The 26,806-nt window shown below is 75.1% G+C and carries 19 protein-coding genes and 1 tRNA gene; 9 read left to right on the top strand and 11 right to left on the bottom strand.

The window, feature by feature from the left end; all coding sequences use genetic code 11:
- The 3 genes from ACFSJS_RS20730 to ACFSJS_RS20720 all read left to right on the top strand — a co-directional run bounded on the left by ACFSJS_RS20730 (position 1) and on the right by ACFSJS_RS20720 (position 1,898).
- Positions 1-73, top strand: a tRNA-Met gene (locus tag ACFSJS_RS20730).
- 471 nt (positions 74-544) lie between these two features.
- Complete coding sequence (locus ACFSJS_RS20725) at positions 545-1,462, top strand: sulfotransferase domain-containing protein (protein WP_380902578.1); 918 nt, start codon at positions 545-547, stop codon at positions 1,460-1,462.
- Positions 1,463-1,694: 232 nt separating this feature from the next.
- Positions 1,695-1,898, top strand: a complete 204-nt coding sequence (locus ACFSJS_RS20720; RefSeq protein WP_093658049.1) for a cold-shock protein — start codon at positions 1,695-1,697, stop codon at positions 1,896-1,898.
- Between the two features lie 112 nt (positions 1,899-2,010).
- Here ACFSJS_RS20720 and ACFSJS_RS20715 read toward each other — a convergent pair whose 3' ends face one another.
- The 5 genes from ACFSJS_RS20715 to ACFSJS_RS20695 all read right to left on the bottom strand — a co-directional run bounded on the left by ACFSJS_RS20715 (position 2,011) and on the right by ACFSJS_RS20695 (position 5,518).
- Positions 2,011-2,424, bottom strand: a complete 414-nt coding sequence (locus ACFSJS_RS20715) for a VOC family protein (RefSeq protein ID WP_380902575.1) — start codon at positions 2,422-2,424, stop codon at positions 2,011-2,013.
- 92 nt (positions 2,425-2,516) lie between these two features.
- Complete coding sequence (locus ACFSJS_RS20710; RefSeq protein WP_380902573.1) at positions 2,517-4,127, bottom strand: polyamine aminopropyltransferase; 1,611 nt, start codon at positions 4,125-4,127, stop codon at positions 2,517-2,519.
- 11 nt (positions 4,128-4,138) lie between these two features.
- On the bottom strand, positions 4,139-4,576 hold the full coding sequence (locus ACFSJS_RS20705; RefSeq protein WP_380902571.1) for a DUF350 domain-containing protein: 438 nt from the start codon (positions 4,574-4,576) through the stop codon (positions 4,139-4,141).
- Positions 4,577-4,625: 49 nt separating this feature from the next.
- Complete coding sequence (locus ACFSJS_RS20700) at positions 4,626-5,027, bottom strand: DUF4247 domain-containing protein (protein ID WP_380902569.1); 402 nt, start codon at positions 5,025-5,027, stop codon at positions 4,626-4,628.
- On the bottom strand, positions 5,024-5,518 hold the full coding sequence (locus ACFSJS_RS20695; protein ID WP_380902567.1) for a DUF2617 family protein: 495 nt from the start codon (positions 5,516-5,518) through the stop codon (positions 5,024-5,026). Before ACFSJS_RS20695 ends, ACFSJS_RS20700 begins: the two co-directional genes overlap by 4 nt.
- A 425-nt stretch (positions 5,519-5,943) precedes the next feature.
- On the opposite strand from ACFSJS_RS20695, the gene ACFSJS_RS20690 reads away from it, so the two are divergent.
- Entirely contained in the window at positions 5,944-6,774 is an 831-nt protein-coding gene (locus ACFSJS_RS20690; RefSeq protein WP_380902565.1) for an SAM-dependent methyltransferase, read from the top strand.
- A 123-nt stretch (positions 6,775-6,897) separates the two neighbouring features.
- Entirely contained in the window at positions 6,898-7,575 is a 678-nt protein-coding gene (locus ACFSJS_RS20685; protein ID WP_380902563.1) for a hypothetical protein, read from the top strand.
- Positions 7,576-7,591: 16 nt separating this feature from the next.
- On the opposite strand, the gene ACFSJS_RS20680 is transcribed toward ACFSJS_RS20685, so the two are convergent.
- The 3 genes from ACFSJS_RS20680 to ACFSJS_RS20670 are packed head-to-tail and all read right to left on the bottom strand — an operon-like array spanning position 7,592 to position 17,471.
- Positions 7,592-8,701, bottom strand: a complete 1,110-nt coding sequence (locus tag ACFSJS_RS20680) for a ferritin-like domain-containing protein (protein ID WP_380902561.1) — start codon at positions 8,699-8,701, stop codon at positions 7,592-7,594.
- Positions 8,702-8,721: 20 nt separating this feature from the next.
- Positions 8,722-10,095 (bottom strand): hypothetical protein, encoded by a 1,374-nt coding sequence (locus ACFSJS_RS20675; RefSeq protein ID WP_380902559.1) that lies wholly within the window; start codon positions 10,093-10,095, stop codon positions 8,722-8,724.
- Positions 10,092-17,471 (bottom strand): SDR family NAD(P)-dependent oxidoreductase, encoded by a 7,380-nt coding sequence (locus ACFSJS_RS20670; protein WP_380902557.1) that lies wholly within the window; start codon positions 17,469-17,471, stop codon positions 10,092-10,094. The genes ACFSJS_RS20675 and ACFSJS_RS20670 overlap by 4 nt, the downstream gene beginning before the upstream one ends.
- 232 nt (positions 17,472-17,703) lie before the next feature.
- Between ACFSJS_RS20670 and ACFSJS_RS20665 the strand changes: the two genes are divergently transcribed.
- The 4 genes from ACFSJS_RS20665 (at position 17,704) to ACFSJS_RS20650 (ending at position 23,087) form a co-directional block, all read left to right on the top strand.
- Positions 17,704-19,008 carry a class I SAM-dependent methyltransferase gene (locus ACFSJS_RS20665; RefSeq protein WP_380902555.1) on the top strand — a complete coding sequence of 435 codons (1,305 nt, stop codon included), beginning with the start codon at positions 17,704-17,706 and terminating at the stop codon, positions 19,006-19,008.
- Positions 19,009-19,122: 114 nt separating this feature from the next.
- On the top strand, positions 19,123-19,929 hold the full coding sequence (locus tag ACFSJS_RS20660) for an SDR family NAD(P)-dependent oxidoreductase (protein WP_380902553.1): 807 nt from the start codon (positions 19,123-19,125) through the stop codon (positions 19,927-19,929).
- Positions 19,930-20,067: 138 nt separating this feature from the next.
- The gene (locus ACFSJS_RS20655) at positions 20,068-20,589 is read left to right on the top strand and encodes a GNAT family N-acetyltransferase (protein WP_380902551.1); all 522 of its coding nucleotides are present in this window, start codon (positions 20,068-20,070) and stop codon (positions 20,587-20,589) included.
- Between the two features lie 191 nt (positions 20,590-20,780).
- Positions 20,781-23,087 carry an N-acetylmuramoyl-L-alanine amidase gene (locus ACFSJS_RS20650; RefSeq protein WP_380902549.1) on the top strand — a complete coding sequence of 769 codons (2,307 nt, stop codon included), beginning with the start codon at positions 20,781-20,783 and terminating at the stop codon, positions 23,085-23,087.
- A gap of 125 nt (positions 23,088-23,212) precedes the next feature.
- On the opposite strand, the gene ACFSJS_RS20645 is transcribed toward ACFSJS_RS20650, so the two are convergent.
- The 3 genes from ACFSJS_RS20645 to ACFSJS_RS20635 all read right to left on the bottom strand — a co-directional run bounded on the left by ACFSJS_RS20645 (position 23,213) and on the right by ACFSJS_RS20635 (position 26,745).
- Positions 23,213-23,896, bottom strand: coding sequence for a maleylpyruvate isomerase N-terminal domain-containing protein (locus tag ACFSJS_RS20645; protein ID WP_380902547.1), 684 nt, complete (start codon positions 23,894-23,896; stop codon positions 23,213-23,215).
- Positions 23,897-23,924: 28 nt separating this feature from the next.
- Positions 23,925-26,060, bottom strand: a complete 2,136-nt coding sequence (locus ACFSJS_RS20640; RefSeq protein WP_380902545.1) for a SpoIIE family protein phosphatase — start codon at positions 26,058-26,060, stop codon at positions 23,925-23,927.
- 121 nt (positions 26,061-26,181) lie between these two features.
- Positions 26,182-26,745 carry a GNAT family N-acetyltransferase gene (locus tag ACFSJS_RS20635; RefSeq protein ID WP_380902543.1) on the bottom strand — a complete coding sequence of 188 codons (564 nt, stop codon included), beginning with the start codon at positions 26,743-26,745 and terminating at the stop codon, positions 26,182-26,184.
- Positions 26,746-26,806 lie beyond the last annotated feature (61 nt).

Here is a 26,806-nt window from a genome sequence, read left to right as displayed (position 1 = left end):
GCGGGGTGGAGCAGCTCGGTAGCTCGCTGGGCTCATAACCCAGAGGTCGCAGGTTCAAATCCTGTCCCCGCTACTGGTGAGACCGGCCCCGGCGCGTTCCGCGCCGGGGCCGGTCCGCTTCCGGGTGTACCGGTGGTCCGCCTCCCGCGCGCCGGTCACCGGGCGCCGCCCCGGCGCGGCGGGGCCGCCGGCCACGCGGTCGGCGGGATACGGACCGGCAGACGGCGGGGGCCCGCGTGCGGGCCCACTCCCCGGGCCGGCAGGGGACGGTTCAGGCCACTTCGCGCCCCCGGATCCCCGTGGCCGTGCCGGTGCACCGGCACGCCCCCGCCACCGGACCGCCCCGGCACCCCCTCCGGGTCCTGCCCGACCGGTCGCACCGCGGACCCGCGGCCGACCACCCGGGCAGCGCCCCCGGCGCGGCGGAGGACGGCCACCGGGCTCCCCGCCCGCGGCGGCGGGGGCCCGCGGGCGGGAGCGGGACCGCCCGTTGGCCGGTATCGCGGTGTTGAACCCGGGAGCGGGCACGGCGGAGGATCTCACCATGCGCACACAGACGGTTCCCCAGCGCACGTACCGGAGCTACTTCACCGACAGCACGTACTGGGACGACTACCGGCCGCGGCCCGGCGACATCGTCATCTCGACCCCGCCCAAGGTGGGCACCACCTGGACGCAGCGGATCACCTCGGTCCTGGTCTTCCAGAGCACCCGGCTCCCCGGCCCCCTCATGGAGATCAGCCCCTGGCTCGACTGCGCCTTCACCCCCCTGGACCGGACCCTGGAGACCCTGGAGGGGCAGCGGCACCGGCGGTTCATCAAGACCCACCTGCCGATGGACGCCCTGCCGGTCCACTCCGACGTGTCGTACCTGATCGTCGGACGCGATCTGCGGGACGCCGCGGTCTCCGCCCACAACCACGCGCTGGGCACCAGCCGGGCGGCCGACCGGCTCCCGCCCGGTCCCACCGGCGACGACGTCCACACCCCCGTGCACCCCCCGGTGCCCGAGGACGTCCACGAGCACTGGCGCGACTACTTCACCCGCAGCGCCTTCCCGTGGGAGTCCGACGGCTGGCCGTTCAACTCGCCCACCCACCACCTGGAGTCCTGGTGGCGGCACCGCGGCGAACCCAACGTCCTCTTCCTCCACTACCAGGACATGCTGGACGACCTCGACGGGCAGATGCGCCGCGTCAGCGCCTTCCTGGACATCCCGGTCGACGAGAGCGTCTGGCCCGAACTGGTGCAGGCGTGCGCCTTCTCCGACATGCGGTCCGGTCAGGACCAGATCTTCGGCAAAGGCGCGATCGGGGACGCCGCCACCTCGTTCCGCTTCTTCCACAGGGGGAGCAGCGGGCAGTGGCGCGGCATCGCCACCGAGGAGGACCTGGCGCTGTACCGCGCGGCAATGGAGCCGCTCCCCGCCGATCTGCGCGCCTGGCTGGCCCGCGACGCGTAGCGGACGGCCCTGCGCCGCCGGCGGGTGACACGCCGGGACACGGTCGGCCGTGTCGGTGGCGGTCGCCCGCCGCGCGGTGTAGCGTGGTGATCAGCAGTCGTGGTTCCGAAGTTTCGTTCGCCCGTGGTCACGATCACGGGCGTTCTTGCTGTTCAGCTCCCTCCGGACCAGGGCGATCACCTCCCGGGCCCGGATGGCGGGTCCGGTCCCCGCGAAGGAGAAGGAGACGGACATGGCCAAGGGCACCGTGAAGTGGTTCAACAGCGAGAAGGGCTTCGGTTTCATCGAGCAGGAGGGCGGCGGACCCGACGTCTTCGCCCACTACTCCAACATCGCCGCCCAGGGGTACCGTGAGCTGCACGAGGGTCAGAAGGTCGAGTTCGACGTGACCCAGGGCCAGAAGGGCCCGCAGGCGGAGAACATCCGCCCGGCGTGACCCCGGCACCCCCGCAGGCCCGGCTCCCCCGCTCCGGGGGAGCCGGGCCTCGCCCGTTTCCGGGCCCGCCCGTGCCCGGCCGCGGTGCGGCGGGGCGGGCGGCCGGCGCGCGTCAGGCGACGAAGACGCAGAACGGGTGGCCCGAGGGATCCGCGAACACGTACAGCGGTTCGTCGGGATCGTCACACCGGTCGAGGAGGAGTTCGGCGCCCAGCGACTCCGCCCGCTCGCGCTGCCTGTGCAGTTCGGCCAGGCTCGGCACCGTGAAGTCGACGTGCATCTGCATCGGGACGTCGTGCTCGGGCCACGTCGTCCGAGGCAGGCGGTCGACCTGCTGGAAGGCGAGCCTGTTCACGCCGTCGGAGCTCCGGAGCACGAGCCAGTCCGGCCGGTCGGGCGTCCCGTCCGCGGGCGGTTCGTCACCGGGGCGGTACGACATGCCGAGCAGCCGCCGGTAGAACTCGGCGAGCTCCCTCGGCCTGGTGGTGTCCAGCACGGTGTGCAGCATCCGGGGGTACTCGGCCACGGGCCCTCCTCGGAGTGGACTCGATACGGATCCCCCACCCTAGAGCGTGCCGCGGGCGGCGGGGCGGGCCGGCCGCGCGGGAGCGGGACCGCTCAGTAGTTCTGCCATTCGTGGCGGGTGTACTCCAGCACCACGGGGTCCATCAGCGTGCTGGCCCGCACGTCCTGGGGGCGGCGGTCCACGGGGAAGACGGTGGCTGCCGCGAGGACGGCGTCGTCCAGGAAGCGCAGGCGCGGGACGTCGTCGGCCAGGCGCAGGGAGGGCGGCGGGCCGTCGGCGCCGGGAGTGGCCAGGACGAAGCCCCAGTTGCCGAAGCTCGGGACGTCCACCTGGTACGCGGTGGTCGCGTATCCGGCCTCGCCGATCGTGGTGGCGATGGACCAGTACGTCTTGGGGGCGAAGAACGGCGAGCCGCCCTGCACCACGACCTGGCTCCCGGGGTTCAGGACATGGCCCAGCAGGTGGTAGAACTCGACGCTGTACAGCTTGGCCAGCGCGGCGGTGTCCGGGTCCGGGAAGTCGATGAGGACCGCGTCGTAGCGCCGGGTGGCGTCCCGCAGCCAGGTGAACGCGTCGGCGTGGACGACGGTGACCCGCGGGTCGCCGAGCGCGCGGTCGTTGAGTTCGAGCAGGGGCCCGAAGGAGCGGGCGAGCCGTGTCATCGCCGGGTCGAGGTCGACCAGCGTGACCTCGTCGACGTCGTCGTACCGCAGCACCTCCCGCAGGGCGAGCGCGTCGCCGCCACCCATGATCAGTACGGACGAGCGCTTCCCCGACAGGGCCGGGTGGACCAGCGCCTCGTGGTAGCGGTACTCGTCCACGGAGGAGAACTGCAGGTCGCCGTTGAGGAACAGCCGGGTGTCCGGCTCCCCGGTGAAGGCGGTGGACCGGGTGACGACGATGTCCTGGTACGGGGTGGTCTCGGCGTGGATGATCGGGTCGCGGTAGAGCTGCTGGCGCGCGGTGACCTCGATGTCGTCCGCCAGGACGTACACCGTGCCGAGGAGGCCGAGGACGCCGGCCGCCCCGGCCAGCAGCGCGGCGCGCACGGCACGGCGGGTCCGCCGGCGGAAGATCCACAGGACGACGACGACACCGGCCACGGCGTTGACCGCTCCGACCACCAGCGCGCCCCTGAGCTGACCGAAGGTGGGCAGGAGCAGCAGCGGGAAGCACAGTCCGCCGACCAGCGCCCCCACGTAGTCCGCGGCGAACAGGTCGGCCACGGCGCTGCCGGCCTCCTGACGCCTGATCCGCTGGAGCAGCGTCATCAGCAGCGGGATCTCCGCACCGATGAGCAGACCGACGGTGAACGAGACCACCACCATGGCCGGCATGTACACCCGGAGCCAGGCGAACGCCACGTACAGGATGAGCACCGACAGACCGCCGACGAGCGCGAGCAGGACCTCGACGAGCGCGAAGGCGCCGACCGCGCGGCGCTGCAGCGGCTTGGCGGCCAGGGAGCCGATGCCCATGGCGAAGACCATGACGGAGATGACCACCGAGGTCTGCATCACGGAGTTGCCGATGAGGTAGCTGCCCAGCGCCGTCAGGGCCAGCTCGTAGACCAGGCCGCAGGCCGCGCAGGTGAAGACCGCGAACAGCAGCAGGAAACGCCTCCACCGCGCGCGGGACGCCTTCGGCGGCCGTTCGGCGCCGGTGGCGGCCGGGGCGGTGCGGTCCAGGACGGGGCCGTTCATCGCGGGGCGGTTCAGGAGACCGCGGCGCCGACCATGAAGGCCGTACCGATGTACATGGCCGCCTGGACCCAGGCGGCGGGGTGGGGGCGGTCACCGCTGTCGTCGAGCGCGGCGGCTCCCAGGCGTCCGGGGGCCAGCGTCCCCACCACGTAGGAGATCAGGGTCATCACGGCGACGCCGGCGAGGCCGTACAGCAGGGTGCTGGCCAGGCCGTAGCCCAGGCCCAGCTCGGATTCACTGGCCCGGATGGACTGCTCGATGACGAGGCCGACGGCGATCGTCTGGCCGGAGAGGAGGACCGCGGCGCCGCGGTTGCGGTCCGTCCACACCACGTGGAAGAGCTTTCCGGGCGTGACGAGGTCGAGTGCGATGAAGCCGACCGCCATCACCACGAAGCCGACCAGGCCGTAGAGCAGGGCGATGCCTGCCGACTCGAAGATCTCTGTCACGGGGGTGCCTTTCGGGAACGTCGACGGGGAGTTCGGACGGTGGGTCGGACTACTTGCCGGATCCGGGACCTCCGCCGCGGAAGGCGGCGCTGTCGGGATCCGGCCACACGGAGCCGATGCGGGACTTCCAGCGGCGGTGGCCGGAGCGGTAGTCGTCGATCTCGATGAGACTGCCGTCGCGGCGCGGGGAGATGGCGACGATGTCGTCCCGGTAGCGCAGGAAGACCATGTCGCCGTCGGCGTGGCGGCCCTGGGCCGAGGTGTGGCCGTCGATCTCGTCCGCGACGCGCCGTACCGGGTCGCTGCGGTCGACGTAGCCCGCGCCGGTGGCGTCGTACTGCTGGCGGATCCAGCCGGTCGGCACGTCGTTGCCGTCGTCCGAGTCGCTGGAACACGCCGTGAGCGCAATCACGGCGAGGAACATCGCGCTGATGCGCCGAACCGTCTTCATCGGGCCTCCAGCCGGGTGTGCGTCGCCACGATCCGGCGGCTCTGCGGGTAGGTGTGCCAGGTGCGCCAGCTCAGCCCCGCGCCCTCCCGCCCGACGGTCAGGGCGGTGACCGCTTCGGGAGAGCCGGGGAAGACGCCGTACAGGGACCGGGGATGCTCCTCCGACACGCTGCGGATCCGCGCCACCCGCACACCGAACTCCCCCGGTGCGCAGTGCCGGATGCGGGCGCTGAAGTGGTAGCTCCAGTCGTCGAAGTGCCGCTCCACGCCGGCCGGCAGCCCGCCCTCGACGCCGGGCAGGCACGCGACGGTCTCCCGGACCGGTCCGGCGAACACCTGGTGCGAGGCGCCCAGGAGCCGCAGCTGCACGTCGAGCCCGCCGACCGTCAGGTCGCGTACGGCGAGCGCCTCGCGCGCCGGGTGCCCCAGGGCGAACGAGAGCTGGTCCGCGTCGGTGTCCAGGTACGGGGTCGCGAGCGTTATGCCGCTCATCGCGCGCCACCCGGGCGGTGTCCGAGCGGCGTTCGCACGGCAAGTTCGACTGTCACAGAAGATCCCCGACCCCCGGAAGCACATGGAGCGCCGCCGAGTATGGCACAGGCATGAAACACGTCACGTCGAGGGACCGCGTCCGCGGCCCGTGGGGCCGCCTTCCGAACGGCCGTGCCGGAGGGGCGGCCTCCTGTCCGCCGGCCGACCGGACCCCGGGCCGTTCCGTGCGGCGGCGGCCTCCTCTTCCGGCCGGACGCACCTCCGGTCTTCGGAAGGCGGTCCGACCGGCGCGGCGGATGGCCGATCCCGTCCTGGGCGCAGCCGCCCCCTCCCCCGTACCCTGTGCCGGAACATCCGGGGCGGGCGGCCGCCGCGCCCGACCGCCCCGGGAACGGACACCGCCATCGGCCACGGGGGGACGTCGCATGGACCGCGAGAGCACCACCGGCGGGACACCCGCCGCGGTCGACCTCGAACCGGACCGGGCCCACTCGGCCCGCATGTACGACTACTACCTCGGCGGTGTCACCAACTTCCCCGCCGACCGGGAGGCCGCCGCCCTCGCCCTGTCCGTCTTCCCCAACCTGCTGGCCGCCGCCCGGATCAACCGGCGCTTCATGCACCGTTCGACCCGGTTCCTCGCCCAGCAGGGCATCACCCAGTTCCTCGACATCGGCACCGGCATCCCCACCTCCCCCAACCTCCACGAGGTGGCCCAGCAGACCAACCCCACCGCCCGCGTCGTCTACACCGACAACGACGCCATCGTCCTCACCCACGCCCGTGCCCTGCTGCGCAGCACCCCCGAGGGCCGCACCGCCTACGTCCACGCCGACGTCACCGACCCCGAACGCCTGCTGGCCAGTGAGCAGGTCCGCGGCACCCTCGACCTGCGCCGGCCCGTCGCGCTCAGCCTCAACGCCCTGCTGCACTTCGTCCCCGACGAACTGGGCGCCCACCGCATCGTCGAGCACCTCAAGGCCCGGCTGCCCTCCGGCAGCACCCTCACCGTCAGCCACGTCACCCCCGACTTCGACCCCGAGGGCATCGCCCGGCTCACCGACGCCTACCGGGCCGCCGGGACCGCCGGGCAGGCCCGCACCCGTGAGGAGGTCCTCCGGTTCTTCGCCGGCTGGGAACTCCTCGACCCCGGCCTGGTCCCCACCCACCGCTGGCACCCCGATCCCGGCGACCTCGCCCACACCATCACCGACGCCGAGTCCTCCGGTTATGCGGCCGTCGCCCGCAAGCCCTGACGCCGCAGCCCGGGGTGCCGCCACCGGCCGAGGCCCTCGCGGCGGGTCCCGCCCCACCGTCACGAGCGAAGAACGACAGCGCCGGTCGCCCCCGTGCCGCACCGGTACCGACGGGAGTGTGCCATGACGAGACCTGCGGTCGGGGCGCCCGTGCTCCGCTGCGCGGAGTGCGGCGGCCACGAGTACGGCGGTGCGCCCGCCTGTACGGCCTGCCGCGGGCTGGTGGACGGCATCGTGGAGGACGAGTGGTCCGCCTTCCTCCGCCGGTGGGAGGCCGGCGACGACCAGCAGGTCGCGCTCGCCGAGATGGTGGTGGCCGAACCCGACCGCCACGACTGGCGGGTGGTGGACGCCGCGCTCGACAGACTGGTCTGCTCCGCATGCGGCGACCGGCTGAGCCGTGGTCCCGCCGACTGCTCCGCCTGCAACCTCGCCCACGGCTTCCGCTACGCCGCGGTCGAGACGGACCGGCCCGGGGTCCCGCCGGGCAACGAGCACGCCGTCCGGGTCAACGTCTCGGTCGTGCGGCGGCCGCAGGCCACCTCCGGTGACGAGGTCATGGTCCGACGCCTGCTGCTGCCGGCCCTCCTGGTGGGTCTCCTGCCGACCGTCGAGGAGGCCCAGCGGATGAGTGCCCGGGTCAGGAAGGAGCCCCCGGCGCTGAGGGCCCGCCTCGTCGAGCAGGCCGTCGAGGAGATGCTCCGGCGCCACCGGATCCCGTGCGCCACCGGGCTTCCCGCCCCGGGCGGCTCCACCGCCCCGCCGGCCGCAGGACGGCGCCGCACCCGCCGCGGCGGATGAGGCCGGCCCTCCGGAATCAGTCCTCCCCGCCGAGGGAGATCATGTCGGTGACCTCCTCGGCCCGCGCCCGCTCCTCGGCGGCGAACCGCTCGGCGTCCAGCCGCTCGGCGATCTCCTCGTCCCGGTGCAGCAGCCGGTCCAGGTCGGTCTCCTGGCCTCCCCCGTCGCACAGGGCCGCGAACGCCTCCTGCACCTCGGGGCTCCACAGTCCGACGTCCCTGAGGCACGGCACGATCCGGGAGAACAGCGTGCGGCGGAACAGCCTCAGGTAGCCGCTCTCCTCGGTGATCCTGACGGCCGTCGTGCGGGGCACCCCGAAGTTCTCCAGCACCTCCGTACCGCGCAGCCGATCGCGCATCAGATGGCAGCCCTCGATCACGAACTCCTCGCGCTCGGCCAGTTCGGTGGAGCCCAACTGCCGGTAGTGGTCCCGCAGCGCCATCCGGCCGAAGGCCACGTGCCGGGCCTCGTCCTGCATCACGTACGCGAGCAGGCGGCGCGGCAGGGGCTCGGTGGTGGTGTCCCTCAGCAGCCCGAAGGCGGTCAGCGCCAGGCCCTCGATCAGCACCTGCATCCCCAGGTAGGGCATGTCCCAGCGGGAGTCGCGCAGGGTGTCGTCCAGCAGCGAGCGCAGGCTGTCGTTGATCGGGTAGCTCATGGCGAGCTTCTCGGACAGGAAGCGGGAGAAGACCTCGACGTGCCGGGCCTCGTCCATGGTCTGGGTCGCGGCGTAGAACTTGGCGTCCAGGTCGGGCGCGCTCTGCACGATCCGGGCCGAGCAGATCATCGCTCCCTGCTCCCCGTGCAGGAACTGGCTGAACTGCCAGGCGGCGTAGTGCCTCCGCAGCTCCCGCCGGTCGGCCGGCCCGAGCCGGTCCCAGTAGGAGGTGCCGTGCAGCGGCAGTGCCTCGTCCGGGGTGCCGAGCGGGTCGGCCGGGTCCACCTCCAGCCCCCAGTCGATCCGGCGCACGGCGTCCCACTGCCGGTCCTTGCCCCGCTGGTACAGCGCGAGCAGGCGCTCGCGGCCGCCGTCGTACTCCCAGGTGAAGTCGGCGGTCCCACCGGCCGGCACCGTCCACCGGCTCGTCCCGGGACCGGGTACGGGACGGGGTGCGGGTGTCTCCATCGAGGCCTCCCGGGGCCGGTTCACAGCGGCTGGTCGACGTGGTCGGGGGTGTAGTGGACGGACCGGGCGTAGGCGTCCAGCAGCCCCTGGAGCGGCTGTTCCGGCAGGCCGGGCTTCCACAGCTCGACCGCCATCTCGCCGTGGTAGAGCATCGGCCAGCGGACGTAGCGGCGCGGGTCCGCGGGGTCGTTGACGGCCCGCGACCTGGCCACGGTGTCGGCGGCGACCTCGGCCATCAGATCGGTGCCGCAGCCGAAGCCGTACGGGTAGAGCTCCCGGTTGGGCGGAACGGACTCGATCACCGCCGGATCGGCCCGGCCGACCCCGACGTGGGCGTGCACGCCGCCGCGGACGACGGGGGCCTCCCGCTCACCGTCCGGATCGAGGACCCACTCCCCGGAGGGTCCGCGGCCCAGCCGGACCCTGGGGACGGCGGCCAGGAGCGCGCAGACCTCCCACGCCTCCACCGAGGGGCCCTTGGGGTCGACGCCCTCCGGGGCGAGCACCCGGAGGCGGCCGCCCGCCGTCCCGCGGTCGAGCACGGTGACCTCGTCCCGGCGGAGGGTCCGCTTGTCGACGTCCCAGCTGCCGGACGCGGTGACCACCACCGCGTCCAGGTCCGGATCGTAGAGGAAGAGCATGCCCTCGCTCAGCCGCTTCCAGCCGAGGAACTCGCGGTAGAGGCAGGCCAGCTCCTCCGAGACGTAGCGGTCCACCCGGACCGGTTCCGGGAGCAGGCCCAGCAGGCCCATCCGCCGTCCGGCCGCCGCCAGGTGCTCCGGGGCCGGGGTGGCCGCCCACGCGGCGGCGGACAGCGCGCCGGGGACGACGTCGTAGTCGTCGCCCACCTCGCGGGCGCAGGCCGCGGTCACCAGCCGGTCGCGGATCCGGTCGGCCAGTTCGGAGGTCTCGGTCGGGTGCCCGCCCTCCAGCGTGAGCAGGGTGGCCTCCCGCGCCTCCCGGCCGACCAGGACCACCCGGGGGGCCGCCGTCCGTCCCATGACGACCCGTCCGGCCTCGACCACCGCGGTGTGCGGCAGGCCGCCCAGCCGCTCCGGCACCTCGGCGAGGACCACCGTCCGGCGCGTCCCGACCCGCAGCCCCAGCTCACCGCAGACGCGGGCGCTCAGCGGCGGGCTCTCCTCCGGCACCCGGTCGCGCAGCGGCTGCGGGCCGGCGGGGATGTGCGTGGTGATCAGCAGGAGGTCGACGTCGCCCCGGGAGGACTCGACGACGGTGTGCCCCTGCTCCTCGAAGGCCGCGGTCAGCTGCCGGACGAAGAGGGCCAGCGCGGTGTCCTCCGGGTGGACCCGCCCGGCGAACTGCACCACCAGCGGCCGCCACCAGGGCAGCCGGTCCAGTTCCACCGCCGGGCGGTCGGGGACGCCGGTCATCGGGCGCCTCCGGCGACCAGCGGGAGGATCCGGCGCGCCAGGTCGTCGAGGCTGTTCGCCGCGATGAGCTCCAGCGCGGGGACGTCGCACCCCAGCAGCCGGTTGACCCCGACCGAGAGCTCGACCACCATCAGCGAGTCCAGTCCCAGCCGCTCCAGCCTGCAGGTGCGTTCGACCCGCTCGGGGTCGGTCTGCAGCACCCCGGCCACCAGCGCCGCCAGCTCGTCCGAGATCACCGCCGCCGCCTCGTCCTCCGGCAGCGCGGCGAGCCGGGCGCGCAGCTCCTCGGCGCGGCCGGCGCTCCTCTGCCCGGCCAGTCGCCGGCAGGCCTCGAAGGCGGGCCGGTTCAGTCCGGCGAGCAGCTGCCCCATCCGGTCCCAGTCCACCCGGCCGAAGACGCCGACCTCCGGTCCGTCGGCCGAGGCGGTCTCGAACGCCCGCCAGATCTCGGCCGGGGTGACCGCGCCGAGACCCATCCGGTGCAAGGTCTCCGCCAGGCCGGTGCGTACCACGAAGCCGGTCTCGCCGACACCGCCCAGCGCCAGCGCGGTGCCCGGCAGGCCCTCGGCCCGTCGTCGGCGGACCAGCGCTTCCAGGTACGCGTTGGCGGCGACGTACGCGCTCTGCAGCCGGTTGCCCACCAGAGCCGTCGCCGAGGAGCAGACCAGGAAGAAGTCCAGCTCCCGGTCCCGGGTGAGGTCGGACAGCACAACGGCGCCGCGCACCTTCGGATGCAGGACGGCGTCGATCCGCTCGGCCGTCAGCTCCGCCAGCGGCGCGTCGTCCAGCACCATCGCGGCGTGCAGCACGCCGCGCACCGGGTGCCCGGCGGCGTCCGCCTCGGCGAACACCCGGCGCATCGCCTCCCGGTCGCCGGCGTCGGCGGCGACGGCGGTCGCCCGCACCCCCGCCTCCGCCAGCCGCGCCAGCAGCGCGGGGGCCTCGGGCGCCTCGGCGCCCCGGCGGCCGACCAGCAGCAGGTGCCGCGCACCGTGCCGGGCCAGCAGTTCCGCCAGGGCCGCCCCCAGTCCGCCCAGGCCTCCGGTGACCAGGTAGCTGCCGGTGCCGTCCAGGGCGGCCGGCGGCGCGGGCCGTTCCACCGGCACCGGCTCGCCGAGGTCGATGACGACCTTGCCCAGGTGCTTGGAGTGCCGCAGCGAGCGGAACGCCTCGGCGGCCCGGTCCGCCGGGTAGACCTGGTGCGGGAGCGGCCGGTAGCGGCCGTCGGCGACCCGGCGGCACAGCTCGGCGAACTCCTCGGCGGCGACCTCCGGCATCTGCTCGGGCAGGGCCGCCACGTCGACGCCGAAGTAGGCGATGTTCCGCCGGAAGGGGCCGAGCAGTACCGGGGTGTTGGCGTAGAGGTCCCGTTTGCCCAGTTCGACGAAGCGGCCCCCCGGCCGCAGGCACTCCAGTCCGCGGGCGATGGCCTCGCCGCTGAGCGAGTTCAGCACCACGTCGACGCCCCTGCCGTCCGTCAGCGCACGGACGTCCTCGGCGAACCGCAGGTCCCGCGAGTTCAGGACGTGCTCCACCCCGAGCAGCCGCAGCAGGTCGCGCTTGGCCGGCGTGCCCGCGGTGGCGACCACCTCGGCGCCCACCGACCGCGCGTACTGCAGGGCCGCCAGACCGACCCCGCCGGCCGCCCCGTGGACCAGCACCCGCTCGCCCGCGCCGAGCCGGGCCTGGCGCCCGAGGCCGTACTGGACGGTGAGGAACACCGCGGGCAGGGTGGCCGCCTGCACGAACGTCATGCCGTCCGGAATGCGGCCCAGTTGCCCGGGCCGGGCCAGGACGTGCGAGGAGAGCCAGCCGACGCCCGAGCCGAAGACCCGGTCCCCCGCGGCGAGACCGGTCACGTCCGGTCCGACCGCGAGCACTTCGCCGGCCCCCTCCAGGCCCAGTGCCGGACCGTCCGTGTCCGGTGCCGGCCGGTCGTCCGGGATCAGGCCGGTGGCCAGCATGACGTCGCGGTAGTTGAGGGAGGCGGCCCGGACCCCGACCAGCACCTCGCCCGCCGCGGGGACGGGGACCTCCTGCGGTTCCCAGACCAGCCGGTGCGCCATGCCGGGGTCGCGGAGGCCGAGCCGGTGGCCGGCGGACCGCCGCCGGGCCGGCGGCACGGTGGTGAACCTGGGCACGAACCGGCCGGTCCGGGTCAGGACGACCTCGCGCTCGTCGCCCGGTTCCAGCAGCTCGTCGATCAGGCGCCCGGTGTCCCGGCCGGCTTCCCCGGACCTCTCCAGGGAGATCAGCCGGACCTCGATCCGGGTGTGCTCACTGGCGATGGTCCGCCCGAGCGCCCAGAGCCCGGCCGCCTCGGGCACCTGCGGCCGCTCGGGGGCCGGGAAGAGCCCGGTCGGGGGTGTGACCAGCCACAGCGCGGCGTCCCGGTGGCCGTCCAGTCCGGCGGTCAGATCGCGCAGGGCCCCTGCGTCCCGGGCGATGGCGGTGGCCGGGTCCTCCCCCGGCCGGGGCGGGTCGAGCAGGACGACCACCCGCACCGGGGCGTCCGGGTCGGCCTGCGGCGCCCCGGCCCGGTCCCGGCCGCCGAGGGGGAGCAGCCGGGCGCCGAGTCCGTCGGCGAGGCCGCCGGCCAGCTCGTGCTCCACGGCGGCGACCACCACCCACCGGCCCGCCGCGGCGGGGCGGGCGGCGGCGGGGCGGGCGGCGGGCAGCTCCCGGGCGGGGGCCGGGGCGCGCCGCGCGAGGATGACGGAGTCGCTGGGGCGCTCCGGGTCCGGCGGCTCGCCGGTGCAGGCCACCGCGTCGAATCCGTGCTCCGTCAGCAGCGTCTTCCACTGCTCCCGCGTCAGCAGCGGAGAATCCCCCCGCAGGTCGGTGTCGGTGTAGTCCCAGTAGTCGTCCAGTGTGCCGAAGAAGCTCGAGACCCAGGGCCGGTCGTGGCTCTCCAGCGCGAGCAGCATCCCCCCGTCGGTCAGCAGCCCGGCGAGCCGGTCGGTCGAGGCGGCCAGGTCCCTCGCGGTGTGCAGGGCGTTGGCGGCGACCACCAGGTCGTACTGCCGGGGCTCCAGCCCCTGCTCCGCCGGGTCGCGGTCCAGGTCCAGCGTGCCGTACTCGACGAAGTCGTACTCGGCGAACCGGGCCTTCGCCCCGGCCAGGAAGGCGGCCGAGCGGTCGGTGAAGAGGTAGCGGGTGCGTTCGGGCGGCAGCACGGGCAGCAGCGCGCCGGTCATGCCGCCGGTGCCGGCCCCCACCTCCAGGATGCGCAGCGGCCGGTCGGGGGCCCAGTGCCGTACCACCGCGCCCAGCAGTTCCGCGGCGAATCCGTTGTGCAGCCGCAGGTGGGGGGCGTCGCTGTAGAGCTGTGCGATCAGGTGCCGGTCGGCCTCGCCGAAGATGAGCTCACGGGGATCGGCCTCGCCCCGGAGCAGTTCGGGCAGCCGGAGCCCGCAGCGCAGGCCCGGGAGGGTCAGGGTCAGCGAGTCGGGCAGGTCGGCGACCAGGGCCCGGACCTCCTCCAGGGGGTCCGGTACGGCGGCCGGGTCGGTGAGCCGCCACCGGTCGGAGCCGGGGAGGGGCTCCGCCAGCCCAGCGTCGCACATGATCGAGGCCAGTTGCCGGAGGTAGGGTCCGAACGCGGGCAGCATGCCGGCCGCGCACAGCTCGTCGATCCCGAACTCGGTCCGGCCGGGCAGGAGGGCGCCGACCGCCCGTCGGGCGAACAGCGCGCCGGCCGCGAGGGTCCGGGTGGTCACCTCGGTGTAGCGGTCGTCGGTCCGGTCGCGGAGCCGGGCCCGGGCCTGCCCGGTCTCGGCCATCAGCTCGGCGGGGGCGGGCAGCCGGACCGGTGCGGCGGCACGGTGCGGCGCGGCCCGCAGCACCATCTCCCGGAGCACCGCGGGTTCGGCCGTCTGCTGGTCGAACCGCCGCAGCAGGCAGCCCTCCAGTTCCATGCTGACCCGGCCGTCCGGGTCCGTCACCAGCACGTCCCAGACCGCTTCCCGGCTGTTCGCCCGGACCAGGCGCACGTGCAGGTGGCCCTCGGGGGCCGGGGTGTGCCAGAGCCGCGCCGCCGTGAGGTGGGCGGGCAGGAAGAGCGCGCCGCCGGCCGCCTCGGCCAGCAGGGGTGCGCCTGCCTGCATCGCCCCGTCGGTGATCACGGGGTGGGCGAGGTAGCCGTCCGTGGTCTGGTCGGTGCGGTAGGAGGCCAGGGCCTCGCCGTCGCCGAGCCGGAACCCGGTGAGCACCTGGAAGGCGGGGCCGTGGGCGATGCCGCTGTCGGCCAGCCCCCGGTAGTGCTCGGTGGCGGGCAGCACGCCCGGCCGGAGCCGGGCCCGCACGGCGGCCAGGTCCACGTCGGCCGGTGCCGGGCGGAGCAGTCGGCGCACCCGGCCCCGGACGTGCGGCTGCCAGGGGGCGTCGGTCGCCGTGCGGCCGGCGATGGTCACCGTGCCGGTCTGCGGTTCGAGGCCGGTCTGCAGCAGCAGGTCCTCCGTGCTCTCGTCGCCCGGCAGTACGCAGGCGCTGGTGATGGCCAGCTCGGTCACCTCCAGGGCGGTGGTGTCGAGGGCCTGCCGGCCGGCCGCGAGGGCGGTCTCCAGGAAGCCGGTCGCGGGCAGCACGGTGGTCCGGCCGACCCGGTGGTCCGACAGCCACGGGGCGCGCACGGTGCTCAGCACGCCGTGCCAGGCGGGTTCGGCGGTGACGGCCCGCTGTCCGAGCAGCGGGTGGAGCGTCACGCCGTCGCTGCTGATCCCGTTCCACCAGCCGGGCTGCCCGGTCCAGTGCCGTTCCCGCTGCCAGGGGTAGGCGGGCAGGTCCACCGGCGGCGCCGGGCGGGGGAAGTGCGCCCGGGGGGCGAGGGCGGCGCCGGCGGCCAGCAGGTGGGCGACCGCGGTCCGGACCGCGGACGGTCCGTCGGCCCGCCGGGCTCCGGTCCGCACCACCTCCGCCGGCGACGCGCCGCCCCGGAGCAGGCGGCGCAGGTAGGGACCGAGCACGGCGTGCGGGCCGATCTCCACGAACACGTCGAAGCCCTCGGCCGCCAGTGCCTCGACGGCCGGGGCGAACCGCACCGGCCGCCGTACGTTCCGCCACCAGTACCCGGCGTCCAGCCGCTCTGCGCGCAGCACCTCGCCGGTCACCGTGGAGGCGAACGTCAGCCCCGGTTCGGCGGGGCGGAGGCCGTCCAGATCGGCCAGCAGGGGTTCCCTGATGGGGTCCATGGCGGCGCTGTGGAACGCGTAGTCGAGGTCCAGCTCGCGCGCGAACACGCCGCGGTCCTGCAGCCGTTCGCCGAGGGCGGCCACGTCCTCGGCCCGGCCGGCGACCGTGGTGTCGGTCCGGCTGTTCACCCCGGCCAGCTCCAGCCGCTCCCCGTGGGCGGCGATCTCGGCGGCCAGCTGCTCCTCCGAGAGGCCGACGGCCGCCATCCGCCCGGTGCCCGCCGTGGCCTCCTGCGCCCGGCTCCTGGCGGCCACCACCCGGGCGGCGGCCGCCAGGTCGAGGGCTCCGGCCGTGTGGGCGGCCGCGATCTCCCCCACGCTGTGCCCGACCACCGCTTCCGGCCGCACGCCGTGGGAGCGGAGCAGCTCGACCATGCCCAGCTGGTAGGCGAACAGCAGCGGCTGCGCCACTTCCGTCGAGCGCAGCCGCTCCGGGTCGCCGGCGGTCATCGCCTCGGCGACCGACCAGCCGATCAGCGGGTCGAGCACCCGGCCGACCTCCTCGACCGTCCGGCGGAAGACCGGTTCGGTGCGCAGCAGCTCGGTCCCCATGCCGGGCCACTGCGACCCGTTGCCGGCGAAGGCGAACGCCACCCGGCCGTGTGCCACGGCCCGGGCGGTGGCCGTCCCCGGTGCCGGGCGCTCGCCGCGGGCCGCTCCCTGCAGGGCGGTCGCCGCCTCCCGGGCGGTCTCGGCCAGCACCACCGTGCGGTGCTCGTGCCGGGCGCGGCGGCGCGAACTGGTGTGCGCGATCCCGTAGAAGGCGCTCGTGTCGGCGTCCTCCAGCCGTTCGGCCAGCCGTCCGCACGCCTCGGCGAGGGCGGCCGGGCCGCGGGCGGAGGCCGTGACGGGCAGCGGTCCGGCGGCGGGCGGCCGCGGCGCGGGGCCGGCGGCCGGGGCGGGGCCGAGCAGGACGTGCGCGTTGGCGCCGCCGAACCCGAAGGAGTTCACCCCGACTACCGCGTCCGCGGCCACCTCGACCCGCTGCGTCCGGACGGTCGGGGTGAGGTTCAGCTCCCGGAAGTCGATGCGCGGGTTGAGGGGCTCGGAGTGCAGGGTGGGCGGCACCGTCCCGTGCCGCAGCACCAGGATGGCCTTCAGCAGGCCCGGCACGCCCGAGGCCGCCTCCAGGTGCCCGAGGTTGGTCTTCACCGAACCGACCGGCAGCGGGCCGACGGCGCGCCGGGTGCCCAGCGCCCGGCCGATGGCCTCGCACTCGACCGGGTCGCCGACCGCGGTTCCCGTCCCGTGCGCCTCCAGGTAGACCAGGCGGTCCGGGTGCACCGACGCGCTGTCGTAGGTCTGCCGCAGGAGGTTCTCCTGGGCCTGCCTGCTGGGCAGGGCGATGCCCGAGGTGCGGCCGTCGTTGTTGGCCCCGCTGCCCAGGATCACCGCGTGCACCCGGTCGCCGTCCGCCAGCGCGTCCGCCAGCCGCTTGAGCAGCAGCAGGCCGCCCCCCTCCGAGCGGACGTAGCCGTCGGCGTGGGCCGAGAAGGTCCGGCAGCGGCCGGTCGGCGACAGCATGGAGGCGGTGGAGAAGCCGGCGAAGACGCGCGGGTCGAGCAGGATGTTGACGCCGCCGGCGAGGGCCAGTGCCGCCCGTCCGGTGCGCAGGTGCTCGCAGGCCCGGTGGACCGCGGTCAGCGCGGAGGCGCAGGCGGTGTCGAGGGCGAAGCTCTCCCCGTGCCAGTCCAGCAGGTGGGAGATCCGGTTGGCGGTGTTGGCGACCGCGACCCCGGACATCGAGTAGACGTCGCCCAGCGCCGGCCGGGCCTGGTGGAGCTGGCCGAAGTCGTGGCTGGAGCAGCCGACGAAGACCGCGCCGTCCGATCCGGCGCAGGCCGCCGGGTCGACGGCCGCGTCGTCCAGCGCCTCGACCGCCAGCTCCAGCAGCAGGCGCTGCTGGGGGTCCATGTGCAGGACCTCGCGGGGCGAGATGCCCCGGAAGAACTCGCAGTCGAAGCCCTGGACGTCCGGGAGGAAACCGCCCGCGACGGTGTACGTCCGGCCGGGGCGGCGCCGGCCGCCGTCCAGGAAGGCCGCGGCCTCGAAGCGGTCCGGCGGCGCCTCGCCGACCAGGTCCTCACCCTTGGCCAGCGCCGTCCACAGCCCGCCGAGGTCGTCGACCCCGCCCGGCAGCCGGCACGCGGTACCGACGACGGCGACGGCTTGGGCCGTTCCGGTCATGGGGTCCTCCACGGCGTTTCGGTGGCACGAACCGCATCAGTGTCCAACCGCCCACCGGCAACCTGAACGGCAGTCACCCGTTCGGGTTGTTATGACAACCCGTTCGTGTGAAATCTGTTTTCAGGGTCATCACATGGAACGGTCATCCGGACGACAATCCGTATCTCCCGAGGGAGGGCCGTCGCCGGACGCGGCGGCCGCCCTCTGCCCGCCGGCGATGTTCGGAGGAACCGTGACGGGAACCGAGTCCCCGGGCGCCGCCCACCGGGTCGCCGCCTTCCTCGAGCGCGCGGTGGACGCCCCGCTCGCGTTCGGCATCCGCGCCTGGGACGGCAGCACCGTCGGATCCGGGTCCGGGTCGACGCTGGTGCTGCGCACCCCCCGGGCGGTGCGCCGGATGCTCTGGCGGCCCGGGCAGCTCGGTGCCGCCCGCTCGTTCGTGGCCGGCGACAGCGACATCGAGGGCGATCTCGTCGCCGTCGTGCGGCAGCTGGGCTCCGTGGTGGGAGCGCCGTGGCCGGATCTGGCGGGCGCCGCGCTGGCGGGTCTGCGGGGCGGGCCGGTCCGCGGGGTCCTCGGCCTCCCCGTCGCCAGGCCCTCGGCCGAGGTCCGCCGGTACCGCGGTGCCCGTGCCGTCCGGCACCACTACGACGTGGGCGACGAGTTCTACCGGCTGGTGCTGGGACCGTCCCTGGTCTACTCCTGCGCCTACTGGCCCGACGGCGGGCGGCCCGGGCACGGGCTGGCCGAGGCGCAGCGGGCCAAGCTCGACGTGGTCTGCCGCAAGCTCGGTCTGCGGCCGGGGATGCGGCTGCTGGACCTCGGCTGCGGCTGGGGGAGCCTGCTCCTGCACGCGGCACGGCACTACGGCGCGGAGGGGGTGGGCGTCACCCTCTCCCGGGACCAGGCGCGGCTGGCCGCGCGGCGGGTCGAGGAGGCGGGCCTGTCGGGCGTGGTCCGGGTGCGGCTGCAGGACTGCCGGGCGGTCCGGGACGGCCCGTTCGACGCGGTGGCCAGCATCGAGATGACCCACCACCTGTCCCGGTCCGGCCGGCGCGAGCACGCGGCCGCCCTGGCCCGGCTGGTGGTGCCGGGCGGCCGTGTCCTCAGCCACGAGCTGTGCGTCCTGCCGGGCGGGCGGAAGCTGATGCGCAACCCGTTCCTGCTGCGCTACCCGCACCCGGACCTCAGCCTCGGGACGGTCGGCCGCAGCGCGCTGCTCGCCGAGCGCCACGGCCTGGAGCTGCTCGACGCGGAGAACCTCCGGGACCACTTCGCCCCCACGCTCCGAAGCTGGCTGGCCAACCTCGAAGGGAACCGCGAGCGCGCCACCGAGCTGGTCGGGTACCAGGCGGTGGCCGTCTGGAGGCTCTTCCTCGCCGTCAGCCTGCTGGCCTTCGACGCCGGTCTGGCCGGTGTCCAGCACCTGGTGTACACCCGGCCCCACCCGGTCGGCCGGCACGTCCTCACCGCGCGGCCGAGCGGATTCCGGCGGCCGCGCGCCGACGGTGCGCCGCCCGGGCCGCCTCCGGTCTGACGCCCCCTCGCTCCGCCCCGGCCCACCCTGGGGCGGAGCGCCGCTCCGCCCGCACGGGCGCGGGACCGCTTCCCGTGCCTCCCGCCGTTCCCCGCCGACCGAGGAAGTGCCGCCATGCCGACCGCCGTCGTCACGGGTGCCAGCGCCGGGATCGGCCTGGCCTTCGCCGAACTCCTCGCGGAGCGCGGCCACCACCTGGTGCTGGTCGCCAGGGACGGTGCCCGGCTCGACGCGCTGGCGGCCGCCCTCCGTTCACCGGGCCGGCCGCACCAGGTGATCCCCGCCGATCTCACCACCGTCGCCGGCTGCCGCGCGGTCGAGCGGCGCCTGGCGGACCGCGCGGCTCCGGTGGACCTGCTGGTCAACAACGCCGGTGCCGCACCGTCGCGCCCGTTCCCCGAGAACCCCGTCGCCGCGGAGGAGGCCGTGCTGGACCTCAACGTGCGCGCGGTGCTCCGCCTCACCCACGCCGCGCTGCCCGGCATGGTGGCCCGGCGCTCGGGCGGTGTGCTCAACGTGGCCTCGGTGGCGGCCCTCGGACCCGGGTGGCTCGCCAGCACCTACCCGCCGAGCAAGTCCTGGGTGCTCGCCTTCACCGAGTCCGTCGGCCGCTCCGACCTGGTCCGGCGGGCCGGCGTCCGGATGACCGCGGTGCTGCCCGGCTACACCAGGACGGAGTTCCACCGGCGGGCCGGCATCGCCGCCTCGGAGTTCCCCGGGTGGATGTGGCTCCCCGCCGCCCGGGTGGCCGCCACGGCCCTGCGGGACCTCGACCGGGGGCGGACGGTCAGCATCCCCGGCCTCCGCTACCGGTTGGCCGGGTGGGCCCTGCGGCACCTGCCCCGTCCCGTGGTGGCGCCGTGGTGCTGGGACCCGAGCCGCCCCTCCGGTGCCTCGGCCAACCGGCAGGATCCGCCCTGAGTCCGCGGACCGGGTCCGGTACGGGCCGCGGCCGCGCCAGCTGTTCGGCGCCGCGTGCGGCACGGGGCCCGCCACCGACCGGGACGGCCGGGGCTATTGCGTTGCGGCGCGGGGCGGGGGCCGTCCAGGGTGGTGCACGTGACCACTGACACCGGGCCGGGAACCGACGCACCGCGGTGGCGGATCCGCCCCTACCGGCCGGGGGACTGGGAAGCCGTCTCCCGCATCCACGACGCCGCCCGCCTGGACGAGTTGCGCGACTCGGTCGGTGTGGAGGCGTTCCTCACCCTGGCCGAGACCTACCGGGACGAGGGCCTGTTCGACGGCCGGGTGTGGGTGGCGGAGGATCCGCTCGCCGGGGGGTCGGGCGCCGTCGCCGGTTTCGTCGCGCTGGCCGAGGACGAGATCACCTGGCTGTACGTGGACCCGGCCCGGTACGGCCGGGGCGCCGGGACCGCGCTGCTGCGCCACGCCCTGGCCCACGGCGGCCCGCGCGTGGAGACCACGGTGCTCGCGGGCAACGAGCGCGCGCTCTCCCTCTACCTCCGCGAGGGGTTCGCCGTCGTCGAGACCAGGGAGGGCAGGCTTGCGGGGAACGAGGCGTTCCCCGCCACCGGCCACATCCTGGAGCGGCGCGGCCCCCTCCGGAGTCCGGAGTGAGGGCGGGGGCGCCCCTGCCGGCCCCGGGGACCCCGCCCCGGCGGCGCGGCGGGCGAACCGCCCGCCGCGGGCGGCCCGGTGGCGCGATCGGGACGGGGGGGAACCGCGGCGCCCGGGTCCGCTACTGTTCCGATCCGATGGGGTGATTGGTCGCCCTGATCCGAACAAAACAGAAGAAGACAGGGTCCGTTATGAGATCGCGTCGAATATGGGGCACGGCTGCCGCTGTGGCGGCGGGGGTATCGGGGGTGCTGGTGCTCCAGGGGGTGGTCGGTTCTCCCACGGGGAGTTCCGGTGACGACGGGAGGACCGGCGGGGCCGGGGAGCCGGTGACGGCCGGTGTCCGCTCGGCCGCGCTGAAGGTGGCCGACGGCGGCCGGAGCGCCGCATCGGGGAAGCGGGACGTGGCACCGTTCAGCATGCTCGGGGTGACCTGGTCCGATCCCTCGGCCCGTGTCGAGGGCACGGTGGAGGCGCGGACCCGTGCCGCGGGGACGGACACGTGGTCGAACTGGCTGGTGCTGGACGGTGACAGCGGGCAGGGCGAGTCCGGAGCGGGGCGCGGCGGCACCGAGCCGGCCTGGGTGGGGCCCTCGGACGGGGTCGAGGTGCGGGTGAGAGCGGGAGGGAAGTCCTCGCCGGTCCTGCCCGAGGGGCTGCGGCTGGACATGATCGACCCCGGTGGCGTCACCACCGCGCGGATGGAGCCGGCCGCGTTCACCGAGGACGGTCCCACCGGGGAGCCCTCGGCGTCCGCCGGGCCGGCCGAGCCGGTCACCCCGGCGCCGGAGGTGACGCAGACGCCGGCCGAGCCGGCACCGGAGCCCACGGGGACGCGGAGCGAGACGGCCACCGGCGTCCCGCCGACGAGCGCGGCTCCCTCCGCGCCCGCACCCGCGTCGCCGCCGGCGTCGAGCGCGCCGCCCTCGGCGAGCCCGGCACCGACGGTGAGCGTTCCGCCGGCGCCCCCGTCCACCGCGCCGCGCCCGCCGATCACCGACCGCGCCGGCTGGGGGGCGGACGAGTCCATCAGTCCGGAGGCGCCCGGTTACCTGCCCGGCGGGAAGGTCAGGGCGGTGGTGGTGCACCACACCGCCGAGTCCAACTCCTACACCTGCGACCAGGCCCCGGCGGTGGTGCGCGGCATCTACGCCTACCACGTCAGGACGCTGGGCTGGAAGGACATCGGCTACAACTTCCTGGTCGACAAGTGCGGCAGGATCTACGAGGGCCGCAAGGGCGGCGTGGACCGCCCGGTGATGGGCGCGCACGCCTACGGCTTCAACGCCGAGACCACCGGCATCTCGATCCTGGGCACCTACACCGACACCGCCGCCTCCACCGCCGCGCTGACCTCGGTGGCCCGGGTCGCGGCGTGGAAGCTGGGCCAGTACGGCGTGAACCCGGCCGGCACGGTCACCCTCACCGCCGGCGACGCCGGCCGCAGCCACTCCGGCAAGACCTGGGCCAAGGGCGCGCGGCTGTCCTTCCCCGCCATCCACGGGCACCGCGACGGCTACAACACCCAGTGCCCGGGCAACCGGCTCTACGGGCAGCTGCCCACCCTCCGCACCTGGGCCGCCGGCCCGGTGAGCGGTCTGGCGGTCACCTCGGTCGCCGGCGCCGGGCAGTCGGGGACGACCTACTACACCAAGGCCGCCGTCACGGTGGGCTGGAAGGCGAGCACCCCGGCCGCGCTGGTCTCCCGGTACGAGCTGCTGGTCGACGGCAAGGTCGCCGCCACCACCGCGGGGAGCGCCGCCTCGGCCAAGGCCACCCTGGCGCCGGGCACGCACGCGGTGGCCGTCCGCGCCGTCCACGTCTCGGGGAGGACCGCCACCACCGCGGCCGCCACCGTGGTCGCCGAGACCACCGCACCCACCTTCACCACCAAGCCGAATCTGGCCCTGCGCACCGGCACCGTCAACACCGGCGCCGTCCCCGTCACCCTGAAGTGGAAGGCCGCCGACGCCGCGGCCCTGAAGGAGGTGAAGCTGACCCGGCCGGTGGCCAAGACCTACGGGCCCACCACCACCAGCGCCTCCCACACCGCCGCCTCGGGCACGGCCACCACCTGGTCGCTGACCGCCCGCGACCAGGCCGGCAACACCGCCACCGCCTCGGTGGCCGGCACCCCGGTGATCCTCCAGGAGTCCGCCGCGAAGAAGTCCGGCACCTGGACCACCAAGTCCTCCAGCAGCTACCTGGGCGGCAAGTCCTCCTCCAGCTCCGCCAGGAGCGCCTCGCTGACCTGGACCTTCACCGGCCGATCGGCCGCCTGGATCGTCTCGCGCGCCGCCACCTCCGGCCAGGCCCACATCTACGTCGACGGCACCAAGGCCGCCACCGTGGACCTGAAGTCCTCGACGACCAAGTACCGGGACGCGATCTGGACCAGGACCTGGTCCACCAGCGGCAAGCACACCGTCAAGATCGTCGTCGTCGGCACCAGCGGCCGGCCCGCCATCACCACCGACGGACTCGTCTACCTCAAGTAGGCGTCCGCCTCCGGCAGGCCGGCCGCCGGAGGCGACGCGGGCCCGGTGCCCCTCCGCGACGGCGCAGGGGCACCGGGTGCGTGCCACCGGGGCGCGGGCCGCCCGGCGCGGCCGGCCGCCGGGCCCTAGCCGAACAGCGGCAGACGGCGGGCGTCCGCCCCGAGCCAGGCCCGGTCGGCGTCCGACGGTGCCGCGCGTCCGGTGGCGACGCGGGCGTAGTGCGCGTCGTCCCACGAGGCCGGCGCCGGACGGCCGAGGAGCCCGTCGAGGGTGCGGCGCACCTCCGCGAGCCCCTCCCGGGACGGTCCCGGCGCGTCGTCCAGCGACACGGCGAGGTCGAGGTGGTGGACGGTGGCCTCGACGGCGAGGGTGCGCATGACGTCACCCGCGGTCAGCACGTGCCCCTGGGTGGCGACCGGCTCTCCGGCGGCGGTGCGGTCTGCGGCGTCCAGGACCGCGGCCGAGGTCTCCAGGTGGCGTGTGCGCAACTCCCCGAAGTCCGGGAACATGCCGGCAACCACCCGGGGGAACCTCCGGGCGGCAAAGTCCCCGCCCGCGTCCTTCCGCCACTCCCGCCAGTAGGTGACGGCGTCGCGGTCCGGGCTGCGCCCGGCGGGGGTGTGGAACGCCACCAGCCCGCGCTGCACGTCGCACAGGCAGTGGAGGACGAGGTCGCGCGCCGCCCAGCCGGCACAACCGGTCGGCAGCCACGACCGCTCCTCGTCGAGGCGTTCGACGACGGCGCCGAAGGCGCGGTAGGCCGCGCGCAGCACGTCGGCGGGGCGGGGCGGCGTCTCCTCGTGCGGCACGTCCCGCTTGTGCCCGGCCGGCGGGCCGTCACTCCCCGTGCGAGCGGGTGTTCTTCAGGAGGAGCAGGGCGATGTCGTCGGTGCGCTGCCCGGTGGGGCGGGTGCGGACGAGGCTGTCGATGAGTTCCTCCAGGGGGAGTCCGCCGGTGTCCGCCAGGTGGCGGGCGAGGTCGGCGGTGTTGCGGGTGAGGTCGGTGCCGGGGATCTCCACCAGGCCGTCGGTGTAGAGGGCCAGGATCGTTCCCGGCGGCAGCGGCACGGTGGCCAGGGGGTAGGGGGCGGTGACGCCGATGCCCAGCAGCGGGCCGGGTTCGAGGTCGAGCACGCGGGCGGGGCGGTCGGGGTGGTGCAGGAGCGGGGGCGGATGGCCGGCGCTGGCCAGGGTGGCCCGGCCGCGGACGAGGTCGAGGTGGGCGTAGAGGCAGGAGACGAACAGGTCGGTCTCGAAGTCGGCCAGCACGCGGTTGGTGCGGCCGAGGACCTCGCCGGGGGTGGCGCCGGCGGTGGCATGGGCGTGGATGGCGGTGCGGACCTGGCCCATGAGGGCGGCGGCGGTGACGTTGTGGCCCTGCACGTCGCCGATGACGGCGGCCGCGGTGGTGTCGGTGAGGCGGATGAGGTCGTAGAAGTCCCCGCCGATGTCCATGCCGCGGGTGGCGGGCAGGTAGCGGGCGGCGACGTCGAGGCCGGCCAGGCGGGGGAGGGTGCGCGGGAGGAGGACCTGCTGCAGGCTGTGGGAGAGCTGGTGCTTGGCGTCGTACAGGCGCGCCCGGTCCAGGGCCTGGGCGATGAGGCCGGCCAGGGAGGTGAGGACGGCGCGCTCGCCCGCGGTGAAGGGGTGGGGGCGGTCGTAGGAGATGACGCAGCAGCCGACGGGCCGGCCGGAGACGACCAGCGGCAGGAAGGCCCATGCCTGCTTGCCGCTGAGCGCCGGCGACCGGGGGTAGAGGCGGGCCATCTCCTGGGGGCTGGCGAAGAAGGCGGGGAGGCCGTTGGCCAGTGCGTGGCCGGCGGGGGTGAGGTCGGTGTCCAGGGGCAGGCCGTCGAGGTGCTCGACGGCCTCGGGGGTGTAACCGCGGTGCCCGGTGATCCTCAGCCGGCCGGCGTCGGTGGCGGACATCACCATGCCCTGGGCGCCGAAGGCGGGCAGGACCTGGTCGGCGACCAGGTCGATGACGTCCTGCACGCTGACGGTCTCGGTCAGGGCGGCCGCCAGGTGCATCAGCTGGTGGATCCGCCCGGTGCCGGCGGTCGCGGTGACGGTGGGGGTGAGGGTGGGCCGGGGCGAGTCGGCGGACCTCATCCGGTTGCCGCCGGTGCGGCTGGGGGTGATGAGGGCGCTGATGCCGCTGTCGTCCGGGTAGAGCCGGAAGTCGAGCCACCGGTCGGGCGGCCGCAGGACGGTGTAGGCGACGGGTTCGCGGCTGAGCACCGCGGTGCGGTAGTGGTCCTCGTAGACGGGGTCGTCCAGCCAGGGCAGCGACTGCCAGGGCAGGGTGCCCAGCAGGTGGTCGGTGCTGCACCCCAGCAGGTCGGCGGAGGCGGAGTTGGCGTAGGTGACGCGCCCCTCCAGGTCCAGGGCGATGGCTCCGACGGGCAGGCGCTCGACGAGATCGGCGGCCGCGAGGGCGGACTGCGCCGGGGGCGCGTCCGTACGGTGCACGGGGACCAGACGCGGCTGGTCCGGGATGGCGGGGGGAGTGGGGGCGTCGTCCAGTGCGCGGGCGATGCGCCGGGCGCTGGTGGTGATGTGGCCTCGCTCGCGGCGGGTGAGGTCCGGCGGATGGCTGGCGGGCCACAGCAGCAGCAGGGCGCCCCAGCAGCGGTGGAGCCCGTCGAGCGGGGCCGCGGCGAGGGCGAACTGGTAGGGGAGGGCTGCCGCGGCCCGCGGGTAGGCCCGGGCCATGTCCTCCTGGTTGGCCACCCACACCAGGCGGTCCTCGCGCACCGCGCCGGAGACCGGGCCGACGATGGCCAGCGGCACCCGCCGCCACGGCGCGGCCGCGGCGGTCGGCGCGCCGCACATCGCCACCAGGGTCAGTACCGGCTCGTCCTGGGCGAGCAGGTAGAGGCCCCCGGCCGAGGCACCGGTCCGGCGCACGGTGACGGCCAGGGCCTCGTCCAGCGGGTCGGCGTGCCCCGGCTCCTCCCCGGCCCCGGTCACCGGAGCGCTCCGGTCCGGGTCCGCGGTGCGCCGTCCGTGGCCGGTGGAGCCGGTGACGCCCGTCGGCGCGGGCCCGCACCGACACAGAAGCCATTCTTCACATTAGAGAAATATGCCCGATTTATGGCTCCTGTGCGAGCGACTCGGTCCGGTGCACCGGCCCCGCCGCGGGTCGGGCCGCGTCGGCGGTGGAGATCACCAGCATCTTCGTCACCGCGCCGTCGTCGGCCACCACGTCGCGCACGTGCCGGAAGCCCAGACGGCGGCACATCGCCAGGCTGGCGGTGTTCTCCGCGCCGACCATGCCGTAGGCCTCCTTCAGACCCAGGTTGTCGGCGGCGTGGCGCAGCAGGCCGCGGACCACCTCGGTGCCCAGCCCCCTGCCCCAGTACGCCGGGGCGAGCGCGGTGACGAGTTCGTGGCCGTCGACGTTGCCGGTCTTCTTCACCTCGGCGTGCCCGATGTACCTCCCGTCGCACCACACCCCCCAGACGTCGAACAGGCGCTTGGGGTACACGTCGGTGAGGATGGCGCGGAACAGCACGCGGATGTCGGCCTCGGGGCTCCGCTCCTGCCCCATCCAGCGGCACACCTCCTCGTCGCGCAGGAGGGCGACGAAGGCGTCCTCGTCCTCGGGGCGGTAGGGGGTGAACTCCAGTCGTTCGGTGCGCAGAGCGGGCGTCATGGCGACTCCTTGTGAGGGCGCGGTGCGGGACAAGAAGGCCTCGTCGCGGTGGGGCGCGGCT

Source organism: Streptomyces desertarenae, assembly GCF_042681365.1.
GTDB classification, from domain to species: domain Bacteria; phylum Actinomycetota; class Actinomycetes; order Streptomycetales; family Streptomycetaceae; genus Streptomyces; species Streptomyces desertarenae.
This window is presented reverse-complemented; position numbering and strand designations above follow the sequence as displayed.

Coding starts and splice junctions, on each gene's coding strand:
- ACFSJS_RS20670 (WP_380902557.1), bottom strand. CDS start 17,471: ATGACCGGAACGGCCCAAGCCGTCGCCGTCGTCGGTACCGCGTGCCGG.
- ACFSJS_RS20695 (WP_380902567.1), bottom strand. CDS start 5,518: ATGAGCGGCATAACGCTCGCGACCCCGTACCTGGACACCGACGCGGAC.
- ACFSJS_RS20700 (WP_380902569.1), bottom strand. CDS start 5,027: ATGAAGACGGTTCGGCGCATCAGCGCGATGTTCCTCGCCGTGATTGCG.
- ACFSJS_RS20675 (WP_380902559.1), bottom strand. CDS start 10,095: ATGACCGGCGTCCCCGACCGCCCGGCGGTGGAACTGGACCGGCTGCCC.
- ACFSJS_RS20710 (WP_380902573.1), bottom strand. CDS start 4,127: ATGAACGGCCCCGTCCTGGACCGCACCGCCCCGGCCGCCACCGGCGCC.
- ACFSJS_RS20685 (WP_380902563.1), top strand. CDS start 6,898: ATGACGAGACCTGCGGTCGGGGCGCCCGTGCTCCGCTGCGCGGAGTGC.
- ACFSJS_RS20690 (WP_380902565.1), top strand. CDS start 5,944: ATGGACCGCGAGAGCACCACCGGCGGGACACCCGCCGCGGTCGACCTC.
- ACFSJS_RS20725 (WP_380902578.1), top strand. CDS start 545: ATGCGCACACAGACGGTTCCCCAGCGCACGTACCGGAGCTACTTCACC.
- ACFSJS_RS20660 (WP_380902553.1), top strand. CDS start 19,123: ATGCCGACCGCCGTCGTCACGGGTGCCAGCGCCGGGATCGGCCTGGCC.
- ACFSJS_RS20720 (WP_093658049.1), top strand. CDS start 1,695: ATGGCCAAGGGCACCGTGAAGTGGTTCAACAGCGAGAAGGGCTTCGGT.
- ACFSJS_RS20650 (WP_380902549.1), top strand. CDS start 20,781: ATGAGATCGCGTCGAATATGGGGCACGGCTGCCGCTGTGGCGGCGGGG.
- ACFSJS_RS20635 (WP_380902543.1), bottom strand. CDS start 26,745: ATGACGCCCGCTCTGCGCACCGAACGACTGGAGTTCACCCCCTACCGC.
- ACFSJS_RS20680 (WP_380902561.1), bottom strand. CDS start 8,701: ATGGAGACACCCGCACCCCGTCCCGTACCCGGTCCCGGGACGAGCCGG.